Annotated in this window: 23 protein-coding genes and 8 pseudogenes; 9 read left to right on the top strand and 22 right to left on the bottom strand. The window is 62.2% G+C overall.

What is annotated here, in order from left to right:
• Position 1: 1 nt before the first annotated feature.
• The 3 genes from LB545_RS28680 to traA are packed head-to-tail and all read right to left on the bottom strand — an operon-like array spanning position 2 to position 5,062.
• On the bottom strand, positions 2 to 1,141 hold the full coding sequence (locus LB545_RS28680) for a conjugal transfer protein TraB (protein WP_140584577.1): 1,140 nt from the start codon (positions 1,139 to 1,141) through the stop codon (positions 2 to 4).
• A 13-nt stretch (positions 1,142 to 1,154) separates the two neighbouring features.
• Positions 1,155 to 1,691: a conjugative transfer signal peptidase TraF gene (traF, locus tag LB545_RS28675; protein WP_140562278.1), complete on the bottom strand. Its 537-nt coding sequence runs from the start codon at positions 1,689 to 1,691 to the stop codon at positions 1,155 to 1,157.
• Between the two features lie 2 nt (positions 1,692 to 1,693).
• A complete protein-coding gene (gene traA / locus LB545_RS28670) occupies positions 1,694 to 5,062 on the bottom strand; it encodes a Ti-type conjugative transfer relaxase TraA (RefSeq protein WP_140584576.1) in 3,369 nt (1,122 codons plus the stop codon).
• Positions 5,063 to 5,260: 198 nt separating this feature from the next.
• Here traA and LB545_RS28665 point away from each other — a divergent pair, with 198 nt between their 5' ends.
• The 4 genes and pseudogenes from LB545_RS28665 (at position 5,261) to LB545_RS28650 (ending at position 8,137) form a co-directional block, all read left to right on the top strand.
• Complete coding sequence (locus tag LB545_RS28665) at positions 5,261 to 5,509, top strand: TraC family protein (protein WP_140584575.1); 249 nt, start codon at positions 5,261 to 5,263, stop codon at positions 5,507 to 5,509.
• 13 nt (positions 5,510 to 5,522) lie between these two features.
• Positions 5,523 to 5,732: pseudogene (gene traD, locus LB545_RS28660) on the top strand (conjugal transfer protein TraD); the annotation flags it as partial.
• Positions 5,722 to 7,638: a Ti-type conjugative transfer system protein TraG gene (traG, locus tag LB545_RS28655; protein ID WP_140584574.1), complete on the top strand. Its 1,917-nt coding sequence runs from the start codon at positions 5,722 to 5,724 to the stop codon at positions 7,636 to 7,638. The pseudogene traD and the gene traG, both read left to right, overlap by 11 nt.
• Before the next feature lie 226 nt (positions 7,639 to 7,864).
• Positions 7,865 to 8,137 carry a WGR domain-containing protein gene (locus LB545_RS28650; RefSeq protein ID WP_140562283.1) on the top strand — a complete coding sequence of 91 codons (273 nt, stop codon included), beginning with the start codon at positions 7,865 to 7,867 and terminating at the stop codon, positions 8,135 to 8,137.
• On the opposite strand, the pseudogene LB545_RS31080 reads toward LB545_RS28650, so the two are convergent.
• Together LB545_RS31080 and LB545_RS28640 are read right to left on the bottom strand one after the other, a co-directional pair.
• Positions 8,112 to 8,510 (bottom strand): annotated as a pseudogene (locus tag LB545_RS31080) (hypothetical protein). The gene LB545_RS28650 and the pseudogene LB545_RS31080 sit on opposite strands and share 26 nt — an antisense overlap.
• A gap of 20 nt (positions 8,511 to 8,530) precedes the next feature.
• Positions 8,531 to 8,790: pseudogene (locus LB545_RS28640) on the bottom strand (type II toxin-antitoxin system prevent-host-death family antitoxin); the annotation flags it as partial.
• Positions 8,791 to 8,966: 176 nt separating this feature from the next.
• Between LB545_RS28640 and LB545_RS28635 the strand changes: the two are divergent.
• Positions 8,967 to 9,200, top strand: a pseudogene (locus tag LB545_RS28635) (HU family DNA-binding protein).
• A gap of 63 nt (positions 9,201 to 9,263) precedes the next feature.
• Here the strand turns inward: LB545_RS28635 and LB545_RS28630 are convergent.
• From LB545_RS28630 to LB545_RS28615, 4 genes and pseudogenes are all read right to left on the bottom strand, one after another.
• A complete protein-coding gene (locus LB545_RS28630) occupies positions 9,264 to 9,575 on the bottom strand; it encodes a DUF736 domain-containing protein (RefSeq protein ID WP_140562286.1) in 312 nt (103 codons plus the stop codon).
• Between the two features lie 613 nt (positions 9,576 to 10,188).
• Positions 10,189 to 10,546: pseudogene (locus LB545_RS28625) on the bottom strand (zincin-like metallopeptidase domain-containing protein); the annotation flags it as partial.
• Between the two features lie 8 nt (positions 10,547 to 10,554).
• On the bottom strand, positions 10,555 to 10,719 hold the full coding sequence (locus LB545_RS28620; RefSeq protein WP_224647530.1) for a hypothetical protein: 165 nt from the start codon (positions 10,717 to 10,719) through the stop codon (positions 10,555 to 10,557).
• 321 nt (positions 10,720 to 11,040) lie between these two features.
• On the bottom strand, positions 11,041 to 11,349 hold the full coding sequence (locus LB545_RS28615) for a DUF736 domain-containing protein (RefSeq protein ID WP_140501371.1): 309 nt from the start codon (positions 11,347 to 11,349) through the stop codon (positions 11,041 to 11,043).
• 827 nt (positions 11,350 to 12,176) lie between these two features.
• On the opposite strand from LB545_RS28615, the gene LB545_RS28610 reads away from it, so the two are divergent.
• Complete coding sequence (locus LB545_RS28610; RefSeq protein WP_263494203.1) at positions 12,177 to 12,332, top strand: type II toxin-antitoxin system VapB family antitoxin; 156 nt, start codon at positions 12,177 to 12,179, stop codon at positions 12,330 to 12,332.
• A gap of 145 nt (positions 12,333 to 12,477) precedes the next feature.
• On the opposite strand, the pseudogene LB545_RS28605 reads toward LB545_RS28610, so the two are convergent.
• From LB545_RS28605 to LB545_RS28575, 6 genes and pseudogenes are all read right to left on the bottom strand, one after another.
• Positions 12,478 to 12,811: pseudogene (locus LB545_RS28605) on the bottom strand (hypothetical protein); the annotation flags it as partial.
• A gap of 6 nt (positions 12,812 to 12,817) precedes the next feature.
• Positions 12,818 to 13,744: an ArdC family protein gene (locus tag LB545_RS28600; protein WP_140584572.1), complete on the bottom strand. Its 927-nt coding sequence runs from the start codon at positions 13,742 to 13,744 to the stop codon at positions 12,818 to 12,820.
• A 332-nt stretch (positions 13,745 to 14,076) separates the two neighbouring features.
• Positions 14,077 to 14,664 (bottom strand): hypothetical protein, encoded by a 588-nt coding sequence (locus LB545_RS28595; RefSeq protein ID WP_140501375.1) that lies wholly within the window; start codon positions 14,662 to 14,664, stop codon positions 14,077 to 14,079.
• A 778-nt stretch (positions 14,665 to 15,442) separates the two neighbouring features.
• Positions 15,443 to 16,327 (bottom strand): DUF7007 domain-containing protein, encoded by an 885-nt coding sequence (locus tag LB545_RS28585; protein ID WP_224706183.1) that lies wholly within the window; start codon positions 16,325 to 16,327, stop codon positions 15,443 to 15,445.
• On the bottom strand, positions 16,324 to 16,800 hold the full coding sequence (locus tag LB545_RS28580) for a hypothetical protein (protein WP_140584570.1): 477 nt from the start codon (positions 16,798 to 16,800) through the stop codon (positions 16,324 to 16,326). Before LB545_RS28580 ends, LB545_RS28585 begins: the two co-directional genes overlap by 4 nt.
• 89 nt (positions 16,801 to 16,889) lie before the next feature.
• Positions 16,890 to 18,629, bottom strand: coding sequence for a ParB N-terminal domain-containing protein (locus tag LB545_RS28575; protein WP_140584569.1), 1,740 nt, complete (start codon positions 18,627 to 18,629; stop codon positions 16,890 to 16,892).
• Positions 18,630 to 18,972: 343 nt separating this feature from the next.
• Here LB545_RS28575 and LB545_RS28570 point away from each other — a divergent pair, with 343 nt between their 5' ends.
• Positions 18,973 to 19,323 carry an antitoxin Xre/MbcA/ParS toxin-binding domain-containing protein gene (locus tag LB545_RS28570; protein WP_140501383.1) on the top strand — a complete coding sequence of 117 codons (351 nt, stop codon included), beginning with the start codon at positions 18,973 to 18,975 and terminating at the stop codon, positions 19,321 to 19,323.
• Positions 19,324 to 19,331: 8 nt separating this feature from the next.
• The gene (locus LB545_RS28565) at positions 19,332 to 19,829 is read left to right on the top strand and encodes an RES family NAD+ phosphorylase (protein WP_140501385.1); all 498 of its coding nucleotides are present in this window, start codon (positions 19,332 to 19,334) and stop codon (positions 19,827 to 19,829) included.
• A 26-nt stretch (positions 19,830 to 19,855) separates the two neighbouring features.
• Here LB545_RS28565 and LB545_RS28560 read toward each other — a convergent pair whose 3' ends face one another.
• Together LB545_RS28560 and LB545_RS28555 are read right to left on the bottom strand one after the other, a co-directional pair.
• Positions 19,856 to 20,221, bottom strand: coding sequence for a DUF3085 domain-containing protein (locus LB545_RS28560; protein WP_140584568.1), 366 nt, complete (start codon positions 20,219 to 20,221; stop codon positions 19,856 to 19,858).
• Between the two features lie 9 nt (positions 20,222 to 20,230).
• A pseudogene (locus tag LB545_RS28555) lies at positions 20,231 to 20,835 on the bottom strand (DUF1419 domain-containing protein).
• A gap of 473 nt (positions 20,836 to 21,308) precedes the next feature.
• On the opposite strand from LB545_RS28555, the gene LB545_RS28550 reads away from it, so the two are divergent.
• Complete coding sequence (locus LB545_RS28550; RefSeq protein ID WP_140584566.1) at positions 21,309 to 21,557, top strand: hypothetical protein; 249 nt, start codon at positions 21,309 to 21,311, stop codon at positions 21,555 to 21,557.
• A gap of 114 nt (positions 21,558 to 21,671) precedes the next feature.
• Here the strand turns inward: LB545_RS28550 and LB545_RS28545 are convergent, their stop codons facing one another.
• From LB545_RS28545 to LB545_RS28525, 5 genes and pseudogenes are all read right to left on the bottom strand, one after another.
• Complete coding sequence (locus LB545_RS28545; protein WP_140584565.1) at positions 21,672 to 22,571, bottom strand: DUF3991 and toprim domain-containing protein; 900 nt, start codon at positions 22,569 to 22,571, stop codon at positions 21,672 to 21,674.
• 309 nt (positions 22,572 to 22,880) lie between these two features.
• Entirely contained in the window at positions 22,881 to 23,063 is a 183-nt protein-coding gene (locus LB545_RS28540) for a hypothetical protein (RefSeq protein ID WP_140584564.1), read from the bottom strand.
• Between the two features lie 275 nt (positions 23,064 to 23,338).
• Entirely contained in the window at positions 23,339 to 23,578 is a 240-nt protein-coding gene (locus LB545_RS28535; RefSeq protein ID WP_181171902.1) for a hypothetical protein, read from the bottom strand.
• Between the two features lie 367 nt (positions 23,579 to 23,945).
• Positions 23,946 to 24,107 carry a hypothetical protein gene (locus LB545_RS28530; RefSeq protein WP_181167365.1) on the bottom strand — a complete coding sequence of 54 codons (162 nt, stop codon included), beginning with the start codon at positions 24,105 to 24,107 and terminating at the stop codon, positions 23,946 to 23,948.
• 94 nt (positions 24,108 to 24,201) lie between these two features.
• Positions 24,202 to 24,719 (bottom strand): annotated as a pseudogene (locus LB545_RS28525) (DUF2243 domain-containing protein).
• Positions 24,720 to 24,754: the final 35 nt, after the last annotated feature.

Here is a 24,754-nt window from a genome sequence, read left to right as displayed (position 1 = left end):
GTCAGCGATTGACCGCCGAAACGAGCGCCAAGCCGAACAGAGACGCCCAGGCTTGTGCGTTCGCCTCTTGGATCGCGAGGATGCTGGTGCTTGCCGTCCACCAGCCATTCCCGCTCGCGACGATGGCATCCGGGCGATAGAGCATGGATTGTAGCACCGGCCAGACGATGAGCTGCTCGTAGCAGATCAGCGGCGCAACCTTCACGCCCTCGACATCGACGACAGGATTGGCAAAGACATGTGCCCTCGCCCCGCTGCGCTGCCCGACCCACGCGAGCCATGGTTGCCACATGGAGATCGGCACCGGCATGCGCTCTCGATAGAGGATTTCACTTCCCTCGGCCGATATCCGCATCATGACGTTGTCATAGCCACCCTGGTCGACCACGGCGGCCCCAGCAATGACAGTCACGCCGCTCCCAGTCAGCGCCCGTGTCCAGAGCCGTTCGACAGTCGGTGTCCAGAGACCAGCGGCGCTTTCCGGTAGGACAATGATGCGCGCGCCGTCCATGGCCGCTGTTTTGGCGACAATGATCGTCTCGCCTTGTTGTGCATAGCCGGCATAGTGACCGGCCGAACCCCGGAACCGTGTATCGACACTCACCCAACCTTCTGGCGGATTTGGCGGCGTCCAATGTGCGGCGGACCAAGTCCAAAACCCACCCAGCAGCGCGGCCGCGATTGGCCATCGCTTCGTCGCCATGGTGAGCATGAGGATTGCAGCCGCAGCTAGCCCGAACCAACCCCATGCTGGAAACAGAATTCCGGCGGCCGTGATTGGATGCGCCCAGCCGACAACACCGAAGGGCGGGATACTGATCGCCACCGCGGCGATCGCGTAGCGTAGCACGCGCCAGCCCTGGCTCGACGTCCAGAGGACCGCATGGACGGCTACGAAAGCGAGCGACGCAGTAAACCAAAGCGCGATGCCGACCGCGAACTGCGAGCCGTAGAAGTTCGCTACGCCCTGCGGCAGACCCCGCGACGCCGCCAGGAAATAACCTGCGGACGCGCAGGCGGCAACCAGGCGCGAAGGCGAAAGCGCCCACAGCGCAGGAAATGCCATGGCCATCGGAAGAGCAAGCGGATTTCCGCTCCAGCCGATCGCGCCAGCAGCGACACCCCCGGCGATGAGTATCATCGAACAAAGTCGATCAAGGCGTGAAGGTGAGGATCGGTTTCGCAAGGCCGAGAATGCCAGCGGCCGAAACCGGCCCAAAATAGCGCGAATCATATGAACCTGGAAATCTGGAGTAAAGGAAGACCTTGCCGGCCGGAACCACGCCGCCGGCGAAGGCTGGGAGCAACCTGCCCTTGCCATCGACCGCGCGGAGTTCGGAATGATCGAGGAGGCGGCCATCGATATGCACGCGAGCATCGACGGCGATGTCCTGTCCGGCGATTGCCGCGACCTTCTTGATCAGCGGACCGGTTCCTCCGGTGCACAGACCTCGCGGGAGATAGCCGCGCTTGAGCGCCAGTTCGAAGACCGATGCTTCCGGCGGACAGATGAAGATGATGTCACCCACCTTTGCTTCCCGTTGCATCACCTCGATCCGCCAGAGACCAAGCGGATAGCTCCGCGTCATGTTCAGCCGATAACCACCCCATGCTCCGGCCGCGGCGATCAACAGCAGTAGTGCGGCGCCGGCGCCAAGAATGGTGAAAGCGTTTCGACGTTGATGGTGCATCGTCACAAACCAGATTTGAGGGTCGGGCGTTGAACGAGCTTGGCGGTTTCTGCCTGCTTCATTGCCTGGACGGATCGCTCATACGCGGCGAGCTGCTGTGCCGCACGCAAGGTCGGCCAGGCTTCCGCGAGTTTCTTTTTCTCGGCGGCGGGCATACTCGCTGACAGCGTCTTATGGGCTGGACCATCGATCTTTTGTGCGTCCAGTCCCAGCAGGGCGCGCTCCCCGAAACGCTGGCCGAGTGCGGCATTCATCAGATCGATCTCGGCCTTGACCATGCGGTCGGCGAGTGCGAAGCCGAGCGCGGCCGGCAGATCGTTGCGGTCTATCGCATCGCGTACCTGCTCCATGACGACGGTTGCGGACTGAGAAAGCGCCGGTATATCGATCGATGCGCGTTGACGCGCTTCCGTTTCCTTGACCTCAAACCGATTGGAAGCCTCCGACCTAAGGCGGATGTAGCGCTCGATCTCTGTGTTGAGCGCGGCACCTCCTTCGATCGCCATCTGCCGTTCCTGCTTCTCGGCCTTCGAGGCGAAGAGCCCGACATTACCTCGCAACTCGCCGAAAGTTTCGGGGTCGACTGCAAGTCGATCGAGCACGGCGCGATGACGATCGGGCGCTTCGACCACCGCGTCGATTTTCATGGCGTTCGCGGCCGCATGCGGATCCCGATAGATCTGCGCAAAGCGGTCCGACACCTCGCGCCATTGCAGCTTCACTGACGTTTCGGACAAAACATTTTCCTTCACAATCTCAGTGAGCGATTGCACCCATTGCGTCACACCGCGCACCAGTGGTTCGACGACGTTGGTGGGCGCGTTGGCCGTGGAAGCGGGTCTCAGGACCCATGAGCGGGAAGAAGCATTCGGAGCCGACGCTTGCTTGACCGGTCGCAAGCTAGCGCTTGAGGCGAACGCCGCGAGCTTGACACCCAGTCTCGCCACCTTCTCCCTGGCGCGAGCGATGAGACGCAGCTGGTCGTCGAGCAGGGCTCTGGCGACGCGGAACGCATGGAGGCCGCGGTTCATCGCATAGCGAAGAGCATCGAGATATTCGCGCGAGCCGGCATAGTCGAGCGTCGTTTCCTTGGCATTGCGGCGTGACAGGAGCGGGATCAGGCCGCCCGCCTTCTCAAAGGATCGACGCCCGTAATACAGCGCGACATCCTCGCGATGGCGGGTCATGGCAACATAAGAAAGATGCTTGTCGAGCGAGAGCGAGGCGAGCACTTTTACCCGATCAACGGTCGCGCCTTGCGACTTGTGGATCGTCGTTGCGTAGCCGTGATCGATATCGCGATAAAATGTCTGGGCGATCTCGACCCGGCGTCTTTCGTCGCCTACCTCGACGATGATGCAACCCAGCTTCGCCTCGGCGACGCGGCCTATCATGCCGTTCTTCACACCTAGCGAATTCTCGTTTCGCAGGAATACGATCTGGTCGCCGCCTGCGAAGTTCCGTGGTCCCTGTTCGGTCTGGAATCGAAACCCTTCGCCGATCACGCCACGCTCGATAAGTGCCGCGCGGGCCTGCTCGTTCAGCGAACTCACATCGCGGCGAAGGTGCGCGAGGATGATCGACGAGGTTGCAGGATCGAAATCGCGGTTCCAGTCGCCGATCAGCATCTTGATCGCTTCAGCCTTGGTCTGGCTGCCGAGAACCTTGCCACGGGCGCGATAGGCGTTGATCGCATCCGCCGTCCTGCCGCGCGCGAAATCCACGCTCGCTTTGCGCATCCAGTCCTGCTTCTGGCGGCGGACATTTTCGAGCACCACATAGCCGACGCGGTCATGGATCGCTCTAAAAGCAGCGCCCGCTTCGATCGGCTGAAGCTGCTCGCCGTCGCCGACCAGGACGAGCTTGGCCCCGGCGCGGGCGACCGCCTCGACAAACAACGCCATCTGTCTCGATGCGACCATACCGGCCTCGTCCATTACGAAAACCGTCTTGCCGTCGAGGAGGTCAGTACCCCTCCCCCACCGAAGCTCCCATGACGCCAATGTGCGCGCCGCGATTGCCGCTTCCTTTTCCAGGCCTTCGGCCGCCTTGCCGGCGAGCGCCCCGCCAACGACGCGAAAACCTTCGCGTTCCCAAGCCTTCCGTGCCGCTTTCAGCGCGCTCGTTTTTCCCGCGCCTGCGAGGCCGACGATCGCAGCGATGCGGGATGCACCAGTCACATATTCAACCGCGGCGCGTTGCTCGTCGTGCAGATAGGCATGCTCGTGGAACGTGACCGCGAGCGCGTCGTTCGAGACGGCAAAAGTCTCCTCCCCAGACAGGTGCAATGCCTGCCGAGCCATCTCGGCCTCGGTGCGGATCATCGTTCTTGTGGCAAGCCTTTCCGGAATGCGTTCGCCAGTCTCGAAGTCGAGCGTCTCGCGTTGCAGCCGTACCAGCTCGGGGCTAGTCACCAGCCGCGCCATGACGCTCGAGAACCTTGCCGGATCATCGACATAGCGATGCACCAGCTTCGCCAGATCGCGCTCGGCAAAGACGCTGCGTTCGCGCGCGATCATGTCGAGAATGATTTCTGGGCGGCGTTCAATCCGTTTCGCCGATTCTTGTCTCTGCTCCTCGAATATACGCATCCGGTCGAGATCGACGCCGCGCCCCCTGGCTGCCGCCTCCCGGGCGATGTGTGTTGCACCGACGCCGATCTTGGAGGTTGGCACGAGCTCCAGTCTCCGTTCGTCGAAGGAGCGGTGATCGACACGAATGTCGAGCCCTTGCTTGGCGAGATCTCGGTTTTGCAGGGCCGCCCAGGCTTCGCGCCACTCATTCAGGGTCTTCTCATCTCCGGCCCACAGGCGGTAGACAATCTTCCCGCGCGGATTCAGCTTCGATTTGATCCGAAGCGGGTTGCCATCCTCGTCAAGCACCGCGATCCGCTTCGGCCCGAATCCGTCTTGCGCCAGCGGCCTCAGCGTCGTCATGAGATGGATATGCGGATTGCCGGGACTGTCGTGATAGGCCCAATCGGCAACCATGCCGCGCGGAAGAATTTGTTCCGCCACGAATGCCCGCGCCAGCGCGATGTTCTGCTCGCGAGAAAATTCGATTGGAAGCGCCAGATCCATCTCGCGCATGAATTGCGCGTCGGCTCGCTTCTCGAAAGCCTCGACGGCATTCCAGAGGGCCGCGGAAGCGCCTGCCGCGTCGCGCCCGTCGATCAGGCTGCGCAGCCATGCTGGCGCTGCTTCAGGCAAGGCAAACTCGGAATGGGCAAGCCCGTGCTTGTTCGAATAGTCGGCGACCCGCGCCTCCGCCTCGATCTCCATCCGTGCGCAATGCCGGTAGGCGGCGGACGCGACCGCGCTGCGGCCTTCTCCCCGGCCGATGATCTGCGCATGCAAGTGGTAGATGGCCATCCGGCTTCAAAGCTCCCGCCGGGAGCACACCGTCGCGCAAGCGACGTATAAGTGCGCCCTTCAATCCTCTCTTTGTTCGGCGGGATACTGCGGCAGCGCTTGCCGCACGACAGCTTCGGAAATCCGCAGGTGTCGGCACCAGGCTTCACCCTAATGATCGGCTTCTCGAAATGAGCGACATGAGCCGGAGCAAACACCATGAGAAAATCATCGTCGAAGATCAAAGAGGAGATCGAGCGCCTGCACGATCAACTGAAGGCTGCCGAGGCCAAGGAGGCCGAACGGATCGGCCGCATCGCGGTCAAGGCCGGCTTGGGCGATCTCGATATTGACGAGGCGAAGCTCTCGGACGTTTTCGCGGAGATCGCCGGACGATTTCAGGCGGGAAGCGAGAAACGCCGGCAAGCCGCGCCGAAGCCGGCTCGGCCTGCTGAAGGCGATGCTTGAGCGAGTGATGAACATGCAGCGACGGCAGTCGGCGGAGGAGCGCAAGCGCGATACCCGCGAGAAAATCCAACTCGGCGGTCTGGTCGTGAAGGCCGGCCTTCGCTCGGCCGATCGCGCCGTGATCCTGGGTGCTCTCGTCGATCTGGCGCGCCGCACTGACAACCAGATGGAATGGGCGCGCCTGCGCGCAATCGGAAAGGCTGCCTTCGGCAATGATATGGAAGAAACTCGTACTCACAATCGCGCCGGCGGCACTTATGATGGCAACGCTGTGGGGCCTGACCGGGATTGAGACCTGGCTCGCTTCGTTTGGAACATCACGTTCCGCATATCAGTTTCTCGGTAAGGTCGGGCTGGCTCTTCCTTACGCGACGGCGGGCGGCGTCGGACTGATTTTTCTGTTTGCTGCCGCCGGCTCGGCATCGATCAGATCGGCGGGCCTCAGCGCGCTCCTCGGCGCGATGCTCGTGGTGGTGATCGCCGTCATCAATGAAAGCGGCAGGCTCCTTTCATTGTCGGATCGCGTCGCCGAGGGAACGCTGTTGTCATATGCCGATCCTTTTGCGTTCGGCGGCGCAATGGTCGCCTTGGGCGCTGGTATCTTCGCCCTTCGAGTTACACTTCTCGGCAACGCGGCCTTCGTATCACCTGCGCCGAAGCGGATCCCGGGCAAGCGCTCCATCCACGGCGACGCTGACTGGATGAGATTGACCGAGGCCGCAAAACTTTTTCCCGCAGGAGGCGGCATCGTCGTCGGAGAGCGTTATCGTGTCGACCGCGACACAGTTGCCCCCAGATCGTTCAAGGCGAGCGATCACGACAGCTGGGGCAGTGGCGGGCGCAAACCACTGCTCGGCTTCGCGGGCAACTTCGGATCGGGTCATGCGATCGTCTTTGCCGGGTCCGGCGGCTTCAAGACAACGTCGGTGACCATTCCGACCACCCTTCAATGGAGGAGTGGACTAGTGGTTCTGGATCCCTCCAACGAGGTCGCCCCGATAGTTACCGCGCATCGCAAATCGCTCAATCGACAGGTCTATGTCATCGATCCGGGACGTGACGGCACCGGCTTCAATGCGCTCGACTGGATTGGCAGGTTTGGCGGCACGAAAGAGGAGGACATCGCCGCGGTTGCATCCTGGATCATGACCGACAATCCGCGGGTCGACGCCAGCCGAAACGATTTCTTTCGTGGATCGGCGCAGCAGTTGGTGACGGCCCTGATAGCGGACGTCTGCCTCTCCGGGCACACGCCAACCGGGAATCAGACGCTACGCCAGGTCCGGACCAATCTTGCCGAGCCGGAACCAAAACTGCGAACCCGGTTACAGGAAATCTACGACTCGTCGCAAAGCGCATTTGTCCGCGAGAACGTCGCGCCCTTCATCAACATGACACCGGAGACATTCTCGGGCATCTATGGCGCTGCGTCCAAGGAAACGCACTGGCTGTCCTACGAGAACTACGCCGCGCTCGTCTCTGGCAGAAGTTTTGCGACGGACGAGGTTGCAGTGCGAAACACCGACATCTTCATCAACCTCGACCTGAAGACACTCGAGAACCATCCGGGCCTTGCGCGGGTAATCATCGGGTCGCTAATGAATGCCATCTACAATCGCAATGGCGACGTCGAAGACCGCACCCTTTTCCTGCTCGACGAGGTAGCGCGCCTCGGCTACATGCGCATTCTCGAAACCGCCCGTGACGCAGGCCGCAAATACGGAATCAGTCTCCTGATGCTGTTCCAGTCGATCGGGCAGATGCGCGAAGCCTATGGCGGACGCGACGCCTGTTCGAAATGGTTCGAATCCGCCTCGTGGACATCGTTCGCCGCGATCAATGACCCTGAAACGGCCGAATACATTTCGAAGCGTTGCGGCGACACGACGGTCGAGGTCGATCAGACCAGCACTTCCTCACGGATGAACGGCACGTCGAGAACCCGCTCGAAGCAACTCGCCCGACGCCCGCTGATCCTTCCACACGAAGTCATGCAAATGCGCACGGACGAACAGATCGTCTTCACCGCTGGCAATCCGCCACTGCGGTGCGGCCGCGCGATCTATTTCCGGCGCAAGGAGATGATCGCAATCGCTGGCGCGAACAGGTTCGAGCCGAAGAGGAAATGACCCGGCCGATCGGCCACGAATTTTGTTCCCCATGGAAGCTCCGGGGCTTCTCTTCGGCGCAGTTTGGATAGCGCGTTCAGCCCCTCCGCTTCGCCGCCGGCAACGCCGGCGGCGGCCCTTTGGGCAGCCACTTCGATAGCAATCCATCAGCGTAATGAATCATTTGGCTGAGATCGATTCGACGAACTCGTTGGACGTTGTGTGTTTCGGGAGCGAGACTCGCCCCATGCTTAGCTCCGAGACAGGACCGGCCTATCTTCACCGTATCGACGCCGCCTGCAACATGGCGCGGTTCTATTCGCTCTCGATTCAGCCGACCCTGTTCGGTGGTGCGTCGCTCATCCGCAACTGGGGACGGATCGGCACGAACGGCCAAGTCAAAGTCGAAACCTTTGATGACCCGCAAGAGGTCGACGGCGCATTCCTCCGGCTTGAGCGCGCAAAGCGACGGCGAGGTTACGTTGACCCGCGCGCTACCGGTGCCGATTTACCTCGGTGAGTGTTTTGCGGCGTGCGATGAACCCGCGCAGCAGCGGAAGGAAGAATGCCTTGCTGAAGCGGCCGACCGGGGGCTCAGGTTCAACATAAAACGATCGACCGATGATGCCCGTATTGAACTCGTCGAGGATGATCCAAAGACGCATGTCAGGATCAAGCCCTGCTCGTCGTTCCTCGATGGACGGAACCTCAACGGCGAACCTGGCCGGTTACAGCTGCTTGGTACTGATCGGAAAGAACAGCATCAGATCGCCGCCTGGGCGTGCCAGACGAACGCCAACGGCGATCGGCCTGTTCTTACGACCTTCGGTTTCGCCATGGCTGGTTTCGCGTGCCCACAAATATGGACAGCGGATGAGGCACCACGTCTCGATTTGGTCGGTAGCTCATTGCCGCCAGCTTGTTCCACTTCCGAACAGGCTTCAACCGCATCCTCGAACTCGGTGAGCAGGCTATCGGACATCTTTTCGATCGTCCCTGCTGCCCGCGCATCGGCCTGGCTCATCAGCCGCTGAAAGTCCTGGATATTGAGAAGCACCAGACGAGGCTTGTTGCGCTGAGTTATCGTCACCGGGTGGCGTAGCGCTCTGCGATGATATCGCCGGATTTCCGCGACAGGTCACTGGTTGAGTAGGAACCACTTAGCTGGAGCATTTGCCCTCCTGATGATTGCTATATTTGATGTTGTATACGTAAGTCACGTAATTGCTGCGCCCCAGCTGCGGTGGGCCCGACGGAAAATGGCTATTCGTAGGTGCCGTCAGCTACTCATTCTCTGGATTGTGCGTGTCAAACATGAGGAGGCAACAACACAAAAAGGAGCCACCTCCATGGCGACAGCGAACGAAATCGGCGACAAGGTCGCCGCCGACTACCGCCTGAACAAAGCGTAAGCAAAATCGTCGTCGATGGCGTCTTCAAGACGATTGCCGACGCCGCCGCGAGTTCAAGGTGAAGGCGGCGCCGAGCGCGAGGGGCGCAATCCCTCGACGGGCGCCGCCACTAAGATCGCCGCTTCGAAAAAGCTGACTTTCACACCCGCCAAGGACGCGCTCAACGGCTGAACGCTGCTGCCAAGTCAAAGATCGAGGCCCCCGCCGGGTGGCGGGGCCTCGATCTTTGGAGTCTCAGTCCCGGGTCGGCCGCGACCAGATCATCTGGAGGCTTTCCTCGCCTTCCACCTCGATCAGGGTGGCGTAGATCGGAGCGGGGAAGCTCGGGTCGTCCAGTTTGACCGAGAGGTAGCCGCGTTCCGTCTCCTTCGAAGTCTTCTGCCAGGCGGCACCGAACTCGACATTGCCGGCGAGGACGCGGAAGTCGGGAGCCTTGTCACTGGTGCGTTCTGCGCGAACGATCTTGGCCTTGACGTTAAGGTTGAGGGTCTTGATCGTCCCGTTGAAGCCGTTGCCGGTGGAGGTGAAGGTACCGATGGTGGCCATTGTTTCATTCCTTTGGTTTCTCGGGCCGCGCCCATCGCGACCTCGATAAGGGCCGACAGACCGGAGGCGATCGACCTGCACCCCGCAGGGGCCGCAACATCGTGAAGGGCGGATGGAAGAGACTTTCTTGTTCCGCGAGGAATGGACGCGCAGCGACCAGGGGAAGAAAGTCGCGAGCGGCCGTTGCGGGTGTGAGAGCGAGACGGAGCGCAGCGAAGGCGGCCTCCAGTCAGACAGGCCACATCGAAGTCGTAGGTGGGTGTGTCTTGTGTGAAAGCACCGGAATGAAAGCAGGCGATCAGCGTCACCTACCGAAATCGCAGGAATGGCCGGGCATGATCATACCCGCCTCCCGACATGCTCTGGCACATCGGAAAAGGCAGCTCCAACAGGAACGGACCTTCCGCATTACACGGGCCGGTTTGAGAGATAACGGGCGGCACGCCGGAAACAGGAACGAAACGACGCGTGACCGCCACATGCCGGAAAGCTCGCTGCCTGGTCCAGAGCCCCATAACGTCAACAAGAAGCGGGATGTCCACCGATCCGGAGTTGGACCGGCGCCGAGGTCGCGAAGGCCAATCGGGGATAGCAACGATATGCGCGTGCAACATCAAGCTGCCTTCCCGATCTTGTCCATGTTGGGCTGGCGATCGTGCAGAAAGGCGACGGCACTCTGTGCGTGGGCTGCGGCCGAGACAATGAACCGTTTGTCGTTGGAGAGCACCTCGAGCTAGGATGCGAGATCGCTGGTATGGTCCGGGTACGATGCCGAGATCGGCGCAAAGGAAGCAGCTGCCAAATTCGGCAATGAGTTCCTCCCTCGCCCGCTCGCTACGATCCTTCGGATAGCGGCTGACATCGCGATTCACCCGATGGGGTGCCGCCGTCCGGTGGTCAAATTCATCACTCAGCACCGCGACATAGGAACCCGCGTCGCAAAAACTCTCGAATGCCGGTATCTGGATGTGGCTGCTTGTCAGTTGATGCCGGCGCCGGGATTCTCGACCTGTCGTTCAAAGCGCTTCATGAGCGCCTCCTGCTCGGCCCAGATGACTTCGCTCCCGGCAAGCGCGAGCTCCAGAGCGGCCTCGGTCTCGCGGCGCTCGTCGCGGCAGACAGCGTTCCGCAGCTCGGCGCGCAATTCCTCAATGTGTTAATCGATCGACATGTTCGTCTCCTTGACGTTGGTGGAGGGCGACACCGCCGGTCATGATGGGTCGGAGGGGCCAGGGCGCGCAGCGACCGGCGGAGCCGGCGAGTGGGGGAGCCGAAATGCGTCAACTTGTTGGAGATACCACGAAGTCCTTGGGCGCCTTCGGAACGCCATGGCATCCTCGGACGATCTGAGCAGACCTCCCCCACCCGGTTGGCAGCAAAAAAGCGGGGCCGGGCTCGATGCCTGGTTCCGGCTTCACCATTGGTAGGAGGAACCCCGCCTGTGGCGGGGTCCCCTGGCGGGCGATCAGTCCCGGTTTGGGCGGGACCAGATCAGCTGCAGGCCTTCCTCGCCTTCCACCTCGATCAGGGTGGCGTAGATCGGAGCGGGGAAGCTCGGGTCGTCAAGCTTGACCGAGAGATAGTCGCGACCCTCTGCGGAGGTCTTCTGCCAGGCGGCGCCGAGTTCGACATTGCCGGAGAAGATGCGGAAGTGCGGCCCCTTGTCGGAAGGGTTCTCGATGCGGACTAGCTTGGCCTTGACGTTGAGGTTGAGGGTTTTGATCGAACCGCTGAAGCCATTGCCGGTGGAAGCGAAGGTGCCGATGGTAGCCATAAGTCTCATCCTTTGTTGCTCGGGCCGCGCCCATCGCGACCTCGATGACGGTCAGTGGACCGGAGGCGATCGACTGGCACCCGCAGGGCTGGAACGAAGTGGAAGGCGGTCGTGAGAGACTTTCTTGATCCGCGAGGAATGGCCGCGCAGCCGTCAGGGGAAGAAAGTCGCGAAGGCCGTTGCCGGACAAGATCGAGAGCCCGCGATAGCGGGATCGGCCTTCGGTCAGACCAGTCACATCGCGGACGCAGATGGACGTGGCCTTTGTCGAAACCGAAATGAAGACCGGCGTTTCCGTCGACGGCATTATACCCGCAAGTCAGCGACTGTTCGTTCGAGAGCCCCCTCGCCGCCACGGTCAGGCAACGGATCGCCTCCGATCCCAAAGGCGAGAACCGCAGCCCCATTGTCTCGCACCGGCTTCGAAACGGTGATGCACCGGGAGATCAGCGACAGAAGCGCGCGAGCTACGTGCCAGACTGACCCACCCGTTGAAACGACGCTGCGTTTATGGCGCGCAATTTGGGGAAGCGGCCAGCAACTGCCTATCCGGCTCTCGTCTCAAACGGAATCGGCAACCGATAGAGCCGGGCGCACCGGCGGAGGTTCGTTAATCGGCAAGTTTTGGTGCGGAGCCGCATACCTGATAGTCGATCCAGCAGCCGACTCGCGTCGTCCGAGCCGCAGCGGCCGGTCGTTCTTCAAGGAACCTTGATGAGATCGGTTTGCCGAAGCTCACCTGCCGCCGCAAGAATGGGCGTCGAGAAATATTTCGCGCACGCATAATGGGGACTATCCCCGAGATTTAGGCCATCGGCCCCGGACCGATGCCGGTGTCGCTTACGCGCAGGTTCGCCGATATGGCCGGCGTCAGCATCACCGATGCCATCGTCATCGCGATGAAGGAGGCGATCGAGCGCCGGCGTGATGCCGAGAGCCCGCTTCAGACGGCTGCACGTCTGCGTGAAAAACGTGGCGTCTAGCTGCGGAAGGCGGCTAAGAAGCCGCTTCCGCGAGTTTTTCGACGAGCGGAGGATCGAGGTTCGAGACTTGCCGCCCGCGCCCGAGACCACCAGGCTGGCGCTGTCGGCGGCCGCATCAGCCTCCGGATTGTTGACATTGAACTACCGCGCCAGCCGGCGTGACGGTCTTTGGCGAAGGCGAGGATCGAGGCCCAGCGGTTGCCCTACCCGGCCGCGATCAGCTGCTCGCGAATATTGCCGTCCGAGACGATATGGACCGGGAACGGCAAGACTTTGGGCGACACCAGCCGTGCGAGATGATCGTAGACGGCCTGTGGCTCCCAGCCGGTATCGGCGAAAATCGCGCAATCTAGCATGGGGCCGATCTCGCCATGGGCCGCCATCAGGGCGAGCGTGGTGGATTGCACGCTGGCGCCAAGCGACAGCGCGCGCAGGCGCATGGGGAAGGCTCGGCGCCCTCCCCATGATGGTCGGAGCATGCAGCATCACGCCGCCTCCGCGACCTGTGTCGCCCCTGGCTGGAGATCGTGCAGATAGTTGACGGCACGTTGGGCATGCGCCGCCGCGGCGAAAATGAAGCGCGTCTCGTTCTTGAGAATTTCAAGCCAGCTCGCCAGATAGCTTGCGTGATCGGGCCTCGGCTCCAGCTCGGGGACGATGCCGAGATCGGCCGCTAAAAAACAACCGCCCAGATCGGCGACCAGTTCTTCGTGCGCGCGAAAGGAGCGATCCTTGTGGTAGCGCGCGAGATTGCGATCGAGCCGCTTTTCCCCGCCCACCCAATGAGTCAGCTCGTGCCCTAAGGTGGCGTAATAACTCGGGGCATCGCGAAAGCTCTCGAAGGGCGGCATTTGCACGATATCGAGCGCCGGATTGAAAAACGCCTTGTCGCCAGCGTGGCGGATGACGGCACCGGTATTTGTGAAGAAGGCATCCGCATGCTCGATCCGCTCGACCGGATCGGCCCCAGGCGCGGGATTGTCGTAACACTGCGCGGGCAGGTCGTCGATCTGATCGGCGCAGAAAACGGTATAGGCCTTGAGGAAGAGGATGCCGCGTTCGACTTGCTCGCCCTTCGCATCGGTTTCGGTGCGGGTGAAACGGCTGGCGTAAACGACCATCGAGCCGGTCTCACCCTTGCGGACATGACCGCCGAGCTCAATGCTCTGCTTGAACGTCATCCAGGTGGGCGAGACGAACCCCCGCGCCATCGCCTCCGACCAGAGAAGCAGTGTATTGATGCCTTGGTATGGCAGCCCATTGTGGCGGAGCGGTCGCGTGATGCGACCCGTCCTATTTCCCGCGCTCCAGGGCTTCACCCACGGGCGCACCCCCCTTTTTAGATCCGCGACGATCCGATCGGTGATCTTCGCGTAGATATCGAGACGGGGTTTGCTCTCTTTCCTGCTCATTTTCCAAAACCTCCATTCGAGGTCGCGCCAGTCGCGGCCGTCACGAGGTCCGCATGCGCAGGACCGCAGGTTCGCGAACCCGCCGCGAGCGATCGGAAGGAGGAGAGATGTCGTGTGCGGGCCGCAACGTCAGTGAAGGACGGCGCAGCCGTTTCGCGGGGCGAGGACCGAAGCAGGACCAACGTTCGTGACGGCCGCGAGTGGCGCGGCCAGCAGGATCACATTCATTTGTCGGGTTCCTTGGCGACGCACACGCGAAGAGGCCGGTGTCCGCAAGGACACCAGCCTCGATGTGAGAAGATGGGGCGGAGCCGTAGCTCCGGCCGGTGCGGCTAGCCGAGCGCCGCCATCTGGAGGTCGGCTGCCTGCCGGCTGACAGTCTGGCCGGGATTCTCGACCTGACGCTCGTAGGGCTTCCAGGCCTCGCCGACGATATGCTCGTAGGCCGCGACGGCTCCCTCGGCGGCCATGCGCAGGGCGTGGGACTGAAGGCCCATGTCGGCGGCGAATTCGCGCTTGCGCTGGGCGTTGCTGTCGAAGCCGACCGGTCCGTCCAGATCCTCGTCGCGGATGTCGTTGGCGAGCTTGGCCGTGGCGTCTTTCGCCTCGGTGACGGCCTTGGAGTAGAACTGGCCTGCCCCGTAGGCGGAACCGACATAGGAGCCGACGATCCGTTGCAGGTGGATCTGCATCGCCTTGTCGGAAACCCCCTCGGAGAGGGTGTCGGCGCCTTCGATGAGGCTGCGCTCGTGGAAGTCGCGGATGCCGTCGCTGTCGAGGACCGGAAGGCCGAAGCTTTCGGAGATGATTGCGGCCTGGCTGCTGTCCGGACAGCAGAGCCGGGCCATTTCGAGGGTCGTGCCCTTGCGGAGCGGGAGGACGAGGGATTTGGACTTGGGGGAGCGGATTGAACTGGACATTGAGCTTACCTTTCTGGCGATGCCCTTCAGGTGATCGGCCCTCGGCCGTTCTTTCCTGCGGGTGCGGTCAAAAGGAACCGGCGGGAGCTGGGCGCTTCAGGGTCCGGGCCCTGCCAGGCGAGCGAGGTCGGCTTGCGGAGAAGCGGGGGCCAGTTCTTAACTGGTCCCCGCGCGGGACGCGGGCCGGCCTTGCCGAGATCGGCGGGGTTCCGGCCGCTCTGCGGCGCGATAGCGGCCTTGAAGGGGCCAGCCGCTGGTCCAGACCGCAGCAAACCCGCGGGGAAGAGCGGCGAGGGATATCTGCGACACCGGCATGGGGATCGGTAAGCGCCTGGTCGACCCGCACCGCCATGGCGTTCCATGGCCTGCCGCGCTGCCGGGAGGCATCCACGGCATGGCGACGCTGTCGTATCTCGTGGCTCAGCATCATCGCCATGGATGAATGCCGGCCGGTGAGAGAACTATATTCGCGTCACGCACAGAGCTCTTCCGGTTCGAGCTGCGCCCGCAACGCCGCTATGGCGCGTTCCTGGCGTGCCAGTTTGTCGATTCCGGCTGACATTCTGGCGTAATGGCCGCCAGATTGACACGATACCGTTCGAGGAAAGCGCCGGGGTCAGGCGACTTCCCGCGCCGATACGTGGTCTGGCGCCGATGCAATTCCGGTATTAGCGCCGCCACACCTTGATCTACCGGTCGATCATGTCCAGCTGACGCTGGATTTGCCGGCGAGCTTCGTCCATGCGAAAGGGCCGGGCGCGGCGACCTCGCGCGACCATCACGCTGATTTCCCTTGCCAGCTGACAAAGCTCGACGGCCCGCCATAGACGGCGTGGCGCTCCGGATCGATGACGAAGTCGAAGCGGCCGACACGATATTCGCCTGAGGGGACGAGGAAGCGACGTTCCTCGCTGCCCGGCCCGCGTTTGCCGCCGGGAGTGGCGATAACCTCGGTGAAGCCGGATTGCTGCTGTGAGATGATCGCCGAGATGACGATCCAGTCATCGCGGTGCTCCGCGAAGAATGTACGTTCATCCTTCTTCCAGGACTCACCCGGACCAAGCACATTGCCGGTAATCGCCTCCCAGGCGTCCGGGAAGCTGTCCTTCATCGTCTTTTCAGCAGCCCGCCGCTCGAAGGCGGTAAACAAATGAGGAAAGCTGAATGCGACGATCGCCCAGGCCTCATCCTCCTCATAGGCTCCGCCGGCGACGCGGATCAAGTGGTGTATCCTGCGGTTGCGGTCGGGCGAAAGAAGAAACCCGCCATGGCCGGTGGTTGAGTGGAAGACAACGCCATCGGCATAGACGGTCGCTCCCTGCGATTGACCCCACGGCGTATTGGCCGTGGATCGCTCTTCGCGTCGGCCGAGCGCAATCTTCTCGCGTTGGTGTTCGGCGTTTTCCAGAACCTTTACCCGGAACGCATTCTCATCGGCGAGGTCGCCGCTATGACCATAGAAGTCGCGCCGCGTCCATTCGGCGATGGGCCGTCGGATGCGCCAGCCGGTGACAAGGAAATGGCGCCCGTCTCGGGCGGGAGCCATGGCAAAGGCGTGCTCGCCGACAAGTGCAACGACGAGACCATCGGCACTTTTTCCAAAAGAAACCTCCGGACAACCGGGGGCTTCAATGACGTTGGTTTCGAAATCAAGTGCGCTCATGCCGCCGCTCTCCCCTCGATAATGTCCGCCGCTTCCACGTCGGCTCTGATTTCCTGGAGCACGGCATGCGGATAACCGTGGCGGGTCAGCCATTCCTCGGCGGCCGCGCGATTGGCGGCAAGATGGACAAGCTCGGCGTCGTCTCCAGCCCGATCGAGGACGAGGACCGAGCCGATCGCGGGCCGTTCCTTGACCGCGAACTTGAGTTCGCTGTTCACCGAAAAGTTCCGGTGGACGCGCAGGACAATCGTCTCCTGGCTGCCATAGTCGCCGTCGTGGAGCGTGATGGAGGCTGGGATTGTCGTGTTGCCGACACGCGCTTCGGCCTGTTTGCGGATCAGGCGGCCACCAGAGTTGCTGTTTTCCCAGGCGGGAAGCTTCCTTCGATGGCGTTCCGGCGGACGCGGGGAGCCGTCGGAATATATCAGAGTCGAGCCCAGGGGCACGAGGTCATAGATCAACTGAGCGGACATGGTTTCTCCATGATGTCGGGTGGAAAACAGAACCGCCGCCGGTAATGGACCGGCGGCGGGATGATCGTTCAGGAGGAAAGATGTGAGGCTTATTCGGCGGCGACCTTGTAGGCCTCGCGCTGCTCGTCGGCGAGATCCTGGTCGGCCGAAGCCGGAGCTTCATCGGCGTAGTCATGCGCCGGCTCGACTACCGCATTGCCATCGAGCTCGTCCTGGTCCTCCGGCGTGCCGTCGTCTTTAGGCTGCTCGGCGCACTCGTTCTTCTTCAGCCACGACGCGAGCTTGGTCTGGTCGGGACCGAATAGCGCTGACGGATGGACGAAGCGACCTTCCTTGAAGTGCTCGACCAGGGCCGCGCGGGTGTCCTTGACCTTCTTACGAGGAAGGACCGATGTGTCCGCGCACGAGGCCTCCAGCGCCGGTCGCGACAGGCACGAGAGAAAGTCTTCCGTACCCATATTCGGCAGGTAGCCGTCCGCGCCGATCACATCGCCAGCCACACGGGACACGACGCCGCTGTCCGAACGGTTTTCCCTGCACGACAAGACGTCGATCAGGAGCGAGCGCACGGCGACGCGAAGCGTGTCCATGTCGAAGTCGAGCTTGCCCTCCTGGTCGAACAGGCAGGCGGCATGTTCGCCTAGGCCGGCAGCCCCGTAATACGAGATGTCGCGCGTGCCGGACGCCACCGTCACGTTCTGCCCTGCGAACGCCAGAACCAACAGCGCCATCAGCGTGTCGTCATCGATCGGAGCCCGCGACAGCGCTTCATGCAGAGCATCGGTGCGCAGATCACCGATCATCTCGATGCCCTTGCGGGTGACATCTGGACGGGCCTTCACGACGATCGCAGCATCGTCGCCCTCCCCGACCGGCTGTTCGCCCTTCTTCGGCTTCTTCGCCTCCGGCATACGGAAATGCACCGTCTGCACCTTGCCCTCGCGATCGAGGTACAGGGCCGTATGGTCGGACTTGCCCCGCTTGCCATAGACGCGCTCCGCCTTCTTCGGCAGTTCCGGCTGGCCCCAATTGTTGGTCTCGGTGATGACCCCCTTCTTGGGCAGGTTCTGCGTCATCCACTCCTGCTGCGCGCCCAGGAACGCCTCGACGTCGGTGGTGTAGCGGCTGTCCTGATCGGCCGGGGCGAACAGATCCTCGACCCAGGCAATGCCGTAGGCCTGCGCCAGCTCGTCGCCGAAGCTGGCATCGCGGGCATACATGCGGGTCTTCTGCAGGCCCTGTGTCACGCTCCACCAGGACACTTTGGGGTCGGCCTTCGAGGGCTTGTGCTTCTTCCAGACCTCCTTCTGGTCCTCGAGCGAGGCAGAAGCGATGGTGCGCAGCTGGCTCTCATTGGGCATATCGCCCTTGGCCATCTGATCGAGCATCGCCGGCAGGACATTCGCGAGCAGACGAAGCTTGCGGATCTGGCGAACCGGCAGAGCCAGGGCGACGGCGATCGCTTCCTCGGTCCATCCGAGCGCGAGCAAACGCTCGATCGCCCGCCACTGATCGACGGGATTGAGCTGTTCATGCGCAAGCGTTTCGGCGAGCGAGCGCATGGCGCCGCCATCTTCGGCGCGCTCGACCACCAGCACGGCGATCTCTTCAAGCCCGGCGGCAATGGCCTGCTTGACCCGGCGATGGCCGGCATCGATGACGAAGCCGTTGCCGCCATCGGATTCGGGTACAACGACGGGCGGCTGCACGATACCGACGGCGCGAATGGTCGCCAGCAGCAATGCGTCGGCTTGCGGGCTGGACTTGGAACGTCGCGCCTTGTCGGGGTTGCCCTTCAGCGCGCGCGGATCGACAAATTTCAGTTCCATGGAAATGCTCCTTACGGGGTTGCCGGACACAGCCCGTCGCTGCGTCCTTTCTCGTCTTCTTCTCGAAGACACCCCCGGCCCGCGGAGCGAGCGGGCCGGTGCAACTGCGGCCGAGCATCCCTGCCCGGCAGGACAAGCGGGGCTAACAGCCCTGCGAAGGACGACGTGGCCGGGATCGCGAGCGGCGCGGTTCAGCGCAAGCGTCAGCGGTCCGCCCGATCTGCGAGCAGGTTTTCGCCTCCCCTTCCTTTTCAGCCTTCTTCCCAAATTTGGATTGAACTCCGCTATTCCTGACGCTATATTGCGTCATAATAATTGGCATACAGGAATGGAGGTAAGCGTCATGGGACTTGCCCAATATGCTGACGGCGGACTTTTTTCACCGCGCAAAATCGCGGACGCCTTGCGTACTACCAGCGAGGAGATCGCCCGAACCGCCGGTCTCGGAAAGGATGCCATCCAGCGCAAGGACCGCATTGGCTCGGACAAGACGCAGCGACGGCTGCGCGAGATGACGGAGATCGTCAACAAGGTCGAGCCCCGCTTCGGCTCGGCGCTGATGGCCTATGCCTGGTATCGCTCCGAGCCCCTGCCCGGCTTTTCCGGCCTGACCGCGATGCAACTGGTCCGTGATGGGCGCGCCGATGACGTGCTCGACTATATCGACGCGGTCGACGCCGGCGTTCACGCCTGATCCGGTCGATGCATTTCAAGGGGGAACTCTATCGGGCGCTGAATCCGATCTATGCACGCGAGCCGATGTCTGGCCATGGCGCGGAGCTTTACGGTGGCCGTTTCAACCGGAAGGGAACGCCAGCGCTCTATATGTCCTTGTCGGTCATGACGGCGTTGCGCGAAGCCAATCAGGCCGGCAGTTTGCAGCCGACGACACTCGTGTCTTATGATGCGGATATCGAGGCGGTTTTTGACAGCCGCGACCATGAGCGCCTGCGTGCGGAGGGGATGGATGCGGCGGGGCTCGCCGGTACGACCTGGCGCGATCAGATGAAAGGAACCGGAGAGGCGAAGACGCAAGCCTTCGCACGAAGACTTGTCGCGGCTGGCTATCATGGATTGCTCGTCAGAAGCTTCGCCCCCGGAGCGACGGACGACGACCTTAATCTCGTCCTCTGGACATGGAGCGATGTGGCGCCCTGCCGTCTCACCCTGATCGACGATGAAAACCGCCTGTCGCGATAGCGGCGATCGAGGACAGCCCGTTATGGTTAACAAAAAGAAAGGCCGGCCACGCCGCGAGGCGTGACCGGCCAGCACATCGGGAGCAACTGCTCGGCACTGATGAATTCGATGCTGTCATCGCCCCCGAAATGGCGATGCTTGTAGTGAAACCAGTCCGGATTTCCGACCGGATGGCACTCCTCGGAGTAGACGACGAGCGGGCGCTCGCCATCGGGAAGTTTTCCATTTGACATGATGTAGACGCCCTGGTCTCCAACGAGCCAGAGCCCAGGAATCTCGCCCTCGCTCGGCTTCATGCCATAGTACGGATTGCGGACTCCGCCGTTGATTGCGGCATCCGCCTTACCTCGATCGATGACCTTGCGAACGACAACAATCGGAAACGTGAACATCGCCGCCCCTCACGCTGCAACGGCAAAAGGAAGGTGGCGGAGATGGACCGGCAGCTTGGCCGCGATCTCCGCGTCGGTGAGGTCGTTAAGCAGCTTTACGTCGCGGCTTCGGTCGGGACCGAAGAACAGGACCGTCCGCCAGCCGCGCTGTGCGTGCGGAAAACGCCAATCGGCATAGCCGCGATATTCATCGTGGCTCGCGCTCCAGATATGCTCGATCCGCTCTTCGCGTGTCATTGCACGGACGGGCCGGCTCTCCCGCTCCACGATCGCCGCTCGCATGTTTGCGGGCGAACCCTTGTCGGCAAGGTCGCAATAGGCGTGGAAGAACCGCATGCGGTCGTCGACTTTTAACGTGAAAAAGACGCTGGTGATGCTGCCTGTCAGGAATTCGCGCATGGCGAACATCTCGCCCTTGATGAAGAGCGGCGGCGGGATGTTGAACATGTAGGCATGCTCGGGCTGGGCAAGCTCGAACCACTCGCCGCTATAAAGGCTGCCGTTGGCATCCTCGAACCGATTGGAGCGCTGGGCATGGCGATCGAACATGCGGAACATCTGCCGGGGTCGGCGATACCCTGGTAGACTTTACGGATCGGAGAAAAGGGGTTCATTGGCGGGCTCCTTCAGCCTCGTCGGACTGGAGCGCGGCGCATCCTCGGGGATCACCATCATCTTCAGCCCTTCCTGACCCCTCCCCAGCGGCCGCCTCTCCGTCCGGGCGGGTCAAGTGCCGGCAAAGCCGGGCGAAGCTTCACACTTGACGCGGCAGGCGGGCATGCGGCAGCCGGGTCCATTTATTTTCTTCCCCTCTTTGGCCGCATGGCCGGGCTCCGGCGATGAACCGCACGCTCGTCTTAGCCTTCGTCCTTGTCGCTACGGGCGCACCCACGGCCACGGAAGCCGAAGCGCCGCACCGGTGGATCCAGTCTTGGATTGCTCAACAACAGTTCTCGATGCCGACACACCGGAGACAGCAAAACTGTTGCGAGTGCAGTACGGCGGACGCACTCGTGCGCCAGTTACGAGAGACCAACGCCTCTCGGCTGGGCGGGCTATCCTGGCAGACGGAGGAGACGAACGCAGATTGGTCCTGCGGCTGACAGGCGACGAGCCTGTCGACAGAATCATGGTGTGCGGAGAGTCGCTGACCATCGAGTTCCTCTCAGACCTGCTGCGTACGAGGGAAGAGCTCCACAAGCTTCACAGCGACGATCTGGAATGGTTTCGGGGCAAATTCGCTGGCCTGCAGGTAACTTATGCAGACGAACGTACAGGCGGGATTGTCCTTGAAATCTACACTCCAGAGGCTCAGGGGTCGGTGTCGAAGCGCTAAAGCTGGAGGCCGAGTCGCGGCTTGGCGCGCCGTTGCAGATTGAGATGACGACAAAGGTCGGGCTCGCGATCCTCGATCTCGCACCATAAGTGCGGGAGCTCGCTTTCTGCCCGGTCAAGCGGTTGCCGCCTCCTTCAACATCGCATTCCAGTCCTCGGCGAGCGGCCTCAGACGTTCGAAGTCGCAGGAGAGTTCACCGGCAAGCTCACGCAGCCGCGACACGAACGCCTCACCCTGCGTGTTCGCATCGGTGGCCGCGACGAGGCGCGCGTCGGGCCGTTCCCCTAACAGGCGAATGGCGCCATCGGTGGCCGGCGACCAGCCGCCGCCGGTGCTGACATAAAGCGTATCGCGCCGGATCTTCTCGATCGCCGCAAGGCTCATGGCGTCGACGGCCGCTTCGGTCACGCAGATGCGAGTGGCAGGTTTGAACCCGAAACGGAACAAGACCTTGCTGCCGCCGGTGGCAAAGCCGCGCCACTCGGGACCACGCTCCTCCCAGCCGGTAACCGCGCCGTCGGCGCCCTGATGAGCGGCCCACATGCTCCCGCACGGCCCTTCCCGCAGAAGGTTCTGGGCGATGGCTGCGCTGATGACCTCTTCAGGAATGTGCCGCTGGTCGCGCAGATATCGCCAGGTCGCCGATCCGCGCCATGGCTTGCGCCGAGCCGCCCAACGATCCGGTATGGATCGATCAGGTTCCGTTTCAGGCGATTGTCGTTTCCATTCCGGCTCGCGGGGCTCGAAGCCGACCAGGGATGCCACCTTGACAAAGGCTTCCAGAAAATCGCAGCCGCCCAGATGCTGAACCAGCGAATAGACATCGCCCTTGGCGTCGGAGAGCGGGTCAAACCAGCCTTTGCCATTGTGGATGACGATAATGATGTCATCGGCGCGGCGGTACTTCATCGCCTGGCGCGTGCTTTCCTTCAAGTCGATCGCAAAACCGCCCGTCTCCAGCACGGCATCACACCCCACCCGGCTACGCAGTTCTTCGATATCCGCCTTTTCCATTCTGTTCTCCCGGCCGCCTTCGGCCGACCTTTCATCCAGTTATCTTCTCCGCACACTTTGCGGAACACCTTAGCGACCGGCGCGAAGAGCAAAGGCCGCAAGGGCGCGGCTCCGGCTGCGGCGCAGCTTCCCTTGCGGCCTGCCGCTCGTAAGCGACACGCCGGACGAAAGCCGGTTCAGTGAACCGGCTTACTACCCGGGGGGTCGTACAGGTAGAGGCCGTTGACCTCGTCGTCATTGCCGGGGCGTGTCCGCGGCGAAGCCTCACTTGCGCCCTGTCGGGCGCAAGTGGCAGGCAACGATCCCCGCTTAGTGAGCCGGGCGGTACTCGTAGGGATCGTATTCGTGGACCACCGTGCCCTCGTCACCGTCATATTCGCTCGACACCATGACGCCGAACTCGCCATCGACTTGGAAGAGCGTGACCGGGACCATCAAGGTCTGCGCGAGATTGAAGGCATGGTGCTGAGCAAGGGTGAAATTGTGCGACATCGTTTGGCTCCCGTCTTTGGGCGGGGTCCATCCCCGCTCGACAGGCGCCCGACGTGTTCAGGGCATGGCCGCGGTCACCTTGAAGGCGCAGCCGCAGAGGTCGCACGCTTGCGTAGCGAACCCCTTGCGGGTTGATTGTGGAAGGCCAGGACCTGAACCAGGAAAGCCGGACATGAGAGCGGGATTGCACCTCCTCAATGGCGGCCGCCCTGTCCCCCGTCTCACACTCCTTCACGTGCTCGCCCGAGAGCCGTTCATACCGAGCCCGTTCGCCTTCAGTTCAACGTCACTGCGCCATGCCTTCCACCGGCATCACCAAACAGCAGGCGGATGACCAATTTCGGCTGGGCCTGAAGGAAAACCCCAATGGTTCCGATAGCCTTGGGATCCAAGGCTTCATGGGTAACAACCAGCACTCCGGGGGAAAGTGCAAGCAAGCCCTCTAAGTCGTCGGGGCTGGCCGCTTGAGCCCGGGCACCGCGCTCTTGGAGCAGGAGCCCGTGTACTCCAAACATCTAGACTCCCGTCGCATCTTCCCGGTGGCCGAACGGCTATCGCTTGCGAGCCGTGCAAGATGGCGCGCTTCCGGCGTCGCATCGGTACACTTGACTTCGGATGCAATCACCCGTCAGCCGCAGTCGAACTGGCAAGGGGGTGCTGAAGCCGGCGTGATCTATGTCATCAAGGCCTCGGGCTTCGCAATGGACGCCAGCCACTCCGTCGAACACTCTCAATCGCTGGATGCGGCCTCCGTGAGCATGCTTCGGACGGCAGGCGCTAACCGCTGGAAGCCGCCGGTGCCGCGGTCTGATGCTGCCGGCTCAACATGCTCGGCACGCACGCTCGGGGCGATCTGATGGTAGCGGCATATCAGAGGTATGGCTAGCGGTGGAGCGACCAGGAGCCCAATCCGGCCATGTCGGTCAAGCGGATAGCCTCAAGGGTGTCGAGTTCCTTCCTGATGGGCAGTTCTCGATCGGTCTGCTCTTCCGCGTTCCTCCTCCGGGTGTTGCGGCCAAAGAAGGATCGAATGGCAGTCAGCATGTGCGATGTTTCCCCGCGTTCTCGAGAGGTCTATAACATCGCTGCTACAATCCGGTTCCAAGGCAAACTGAAATAAGCGCTAGAGTCCAACGCTTCATAGCTGCCACAGCCGGGATTTCCGCTTGCCGTTTGACAAGGCCCACCCGCCGAGCAGCATCAGCGCACCCCAAATCAAACAACCCGATCTCCCAGTAGACCCACTGGGACCGCGGGACGGTTTCGTTGACATGGTGTGTGCCGAGAAGCTGGTGATCGTCCACTCCCTCGACCAGGTTGAATATGCCAAAGCCCATGAGCATCGTTGCAAGTAGCAACTTTCCTGACCACCCGAGATGAGGTTGGCGCGTCGCACGCCATAGCACAATGAGACCTAGTGCGACGAACACGTATGTGCCGGCGTGGAACCAGCCATCGAGGGACGTGTTGAACCGAAGGTTCTCAAGACTGCCGGCGGGATAGCCGGCTAGTCGCCATATGATGCCACTGGAGCAACTGATGCAGAACGATTCCCTCGAAGAACCAGCCTGAGCCAAGCCCGAGCAGGATCCCGGGCGAGGTCGGGAACCTGTGAGGCTCTTCGTCGCTGTTCCTTTTTCTCCTAAGGGGACCCAACGTCGAGCCCGTACATCACCGTTTTTGCGCTACCG

This window comes from Mesorhizobium sp. BR1-1-6, assembly GCF_020165355.1.
In the GTDB taxonomy this organism is placed as follows: domain Bacteria; phylum Pseudomonadota; class Alphaproteobacteria; order Rhizobiales; family Rhizobiaceae; genus Mesorhizobium.
Note: the sequence above shows the minus strand (reverse complement) of the source record. Positions and strands in the feature narration are given on the sequence as shown.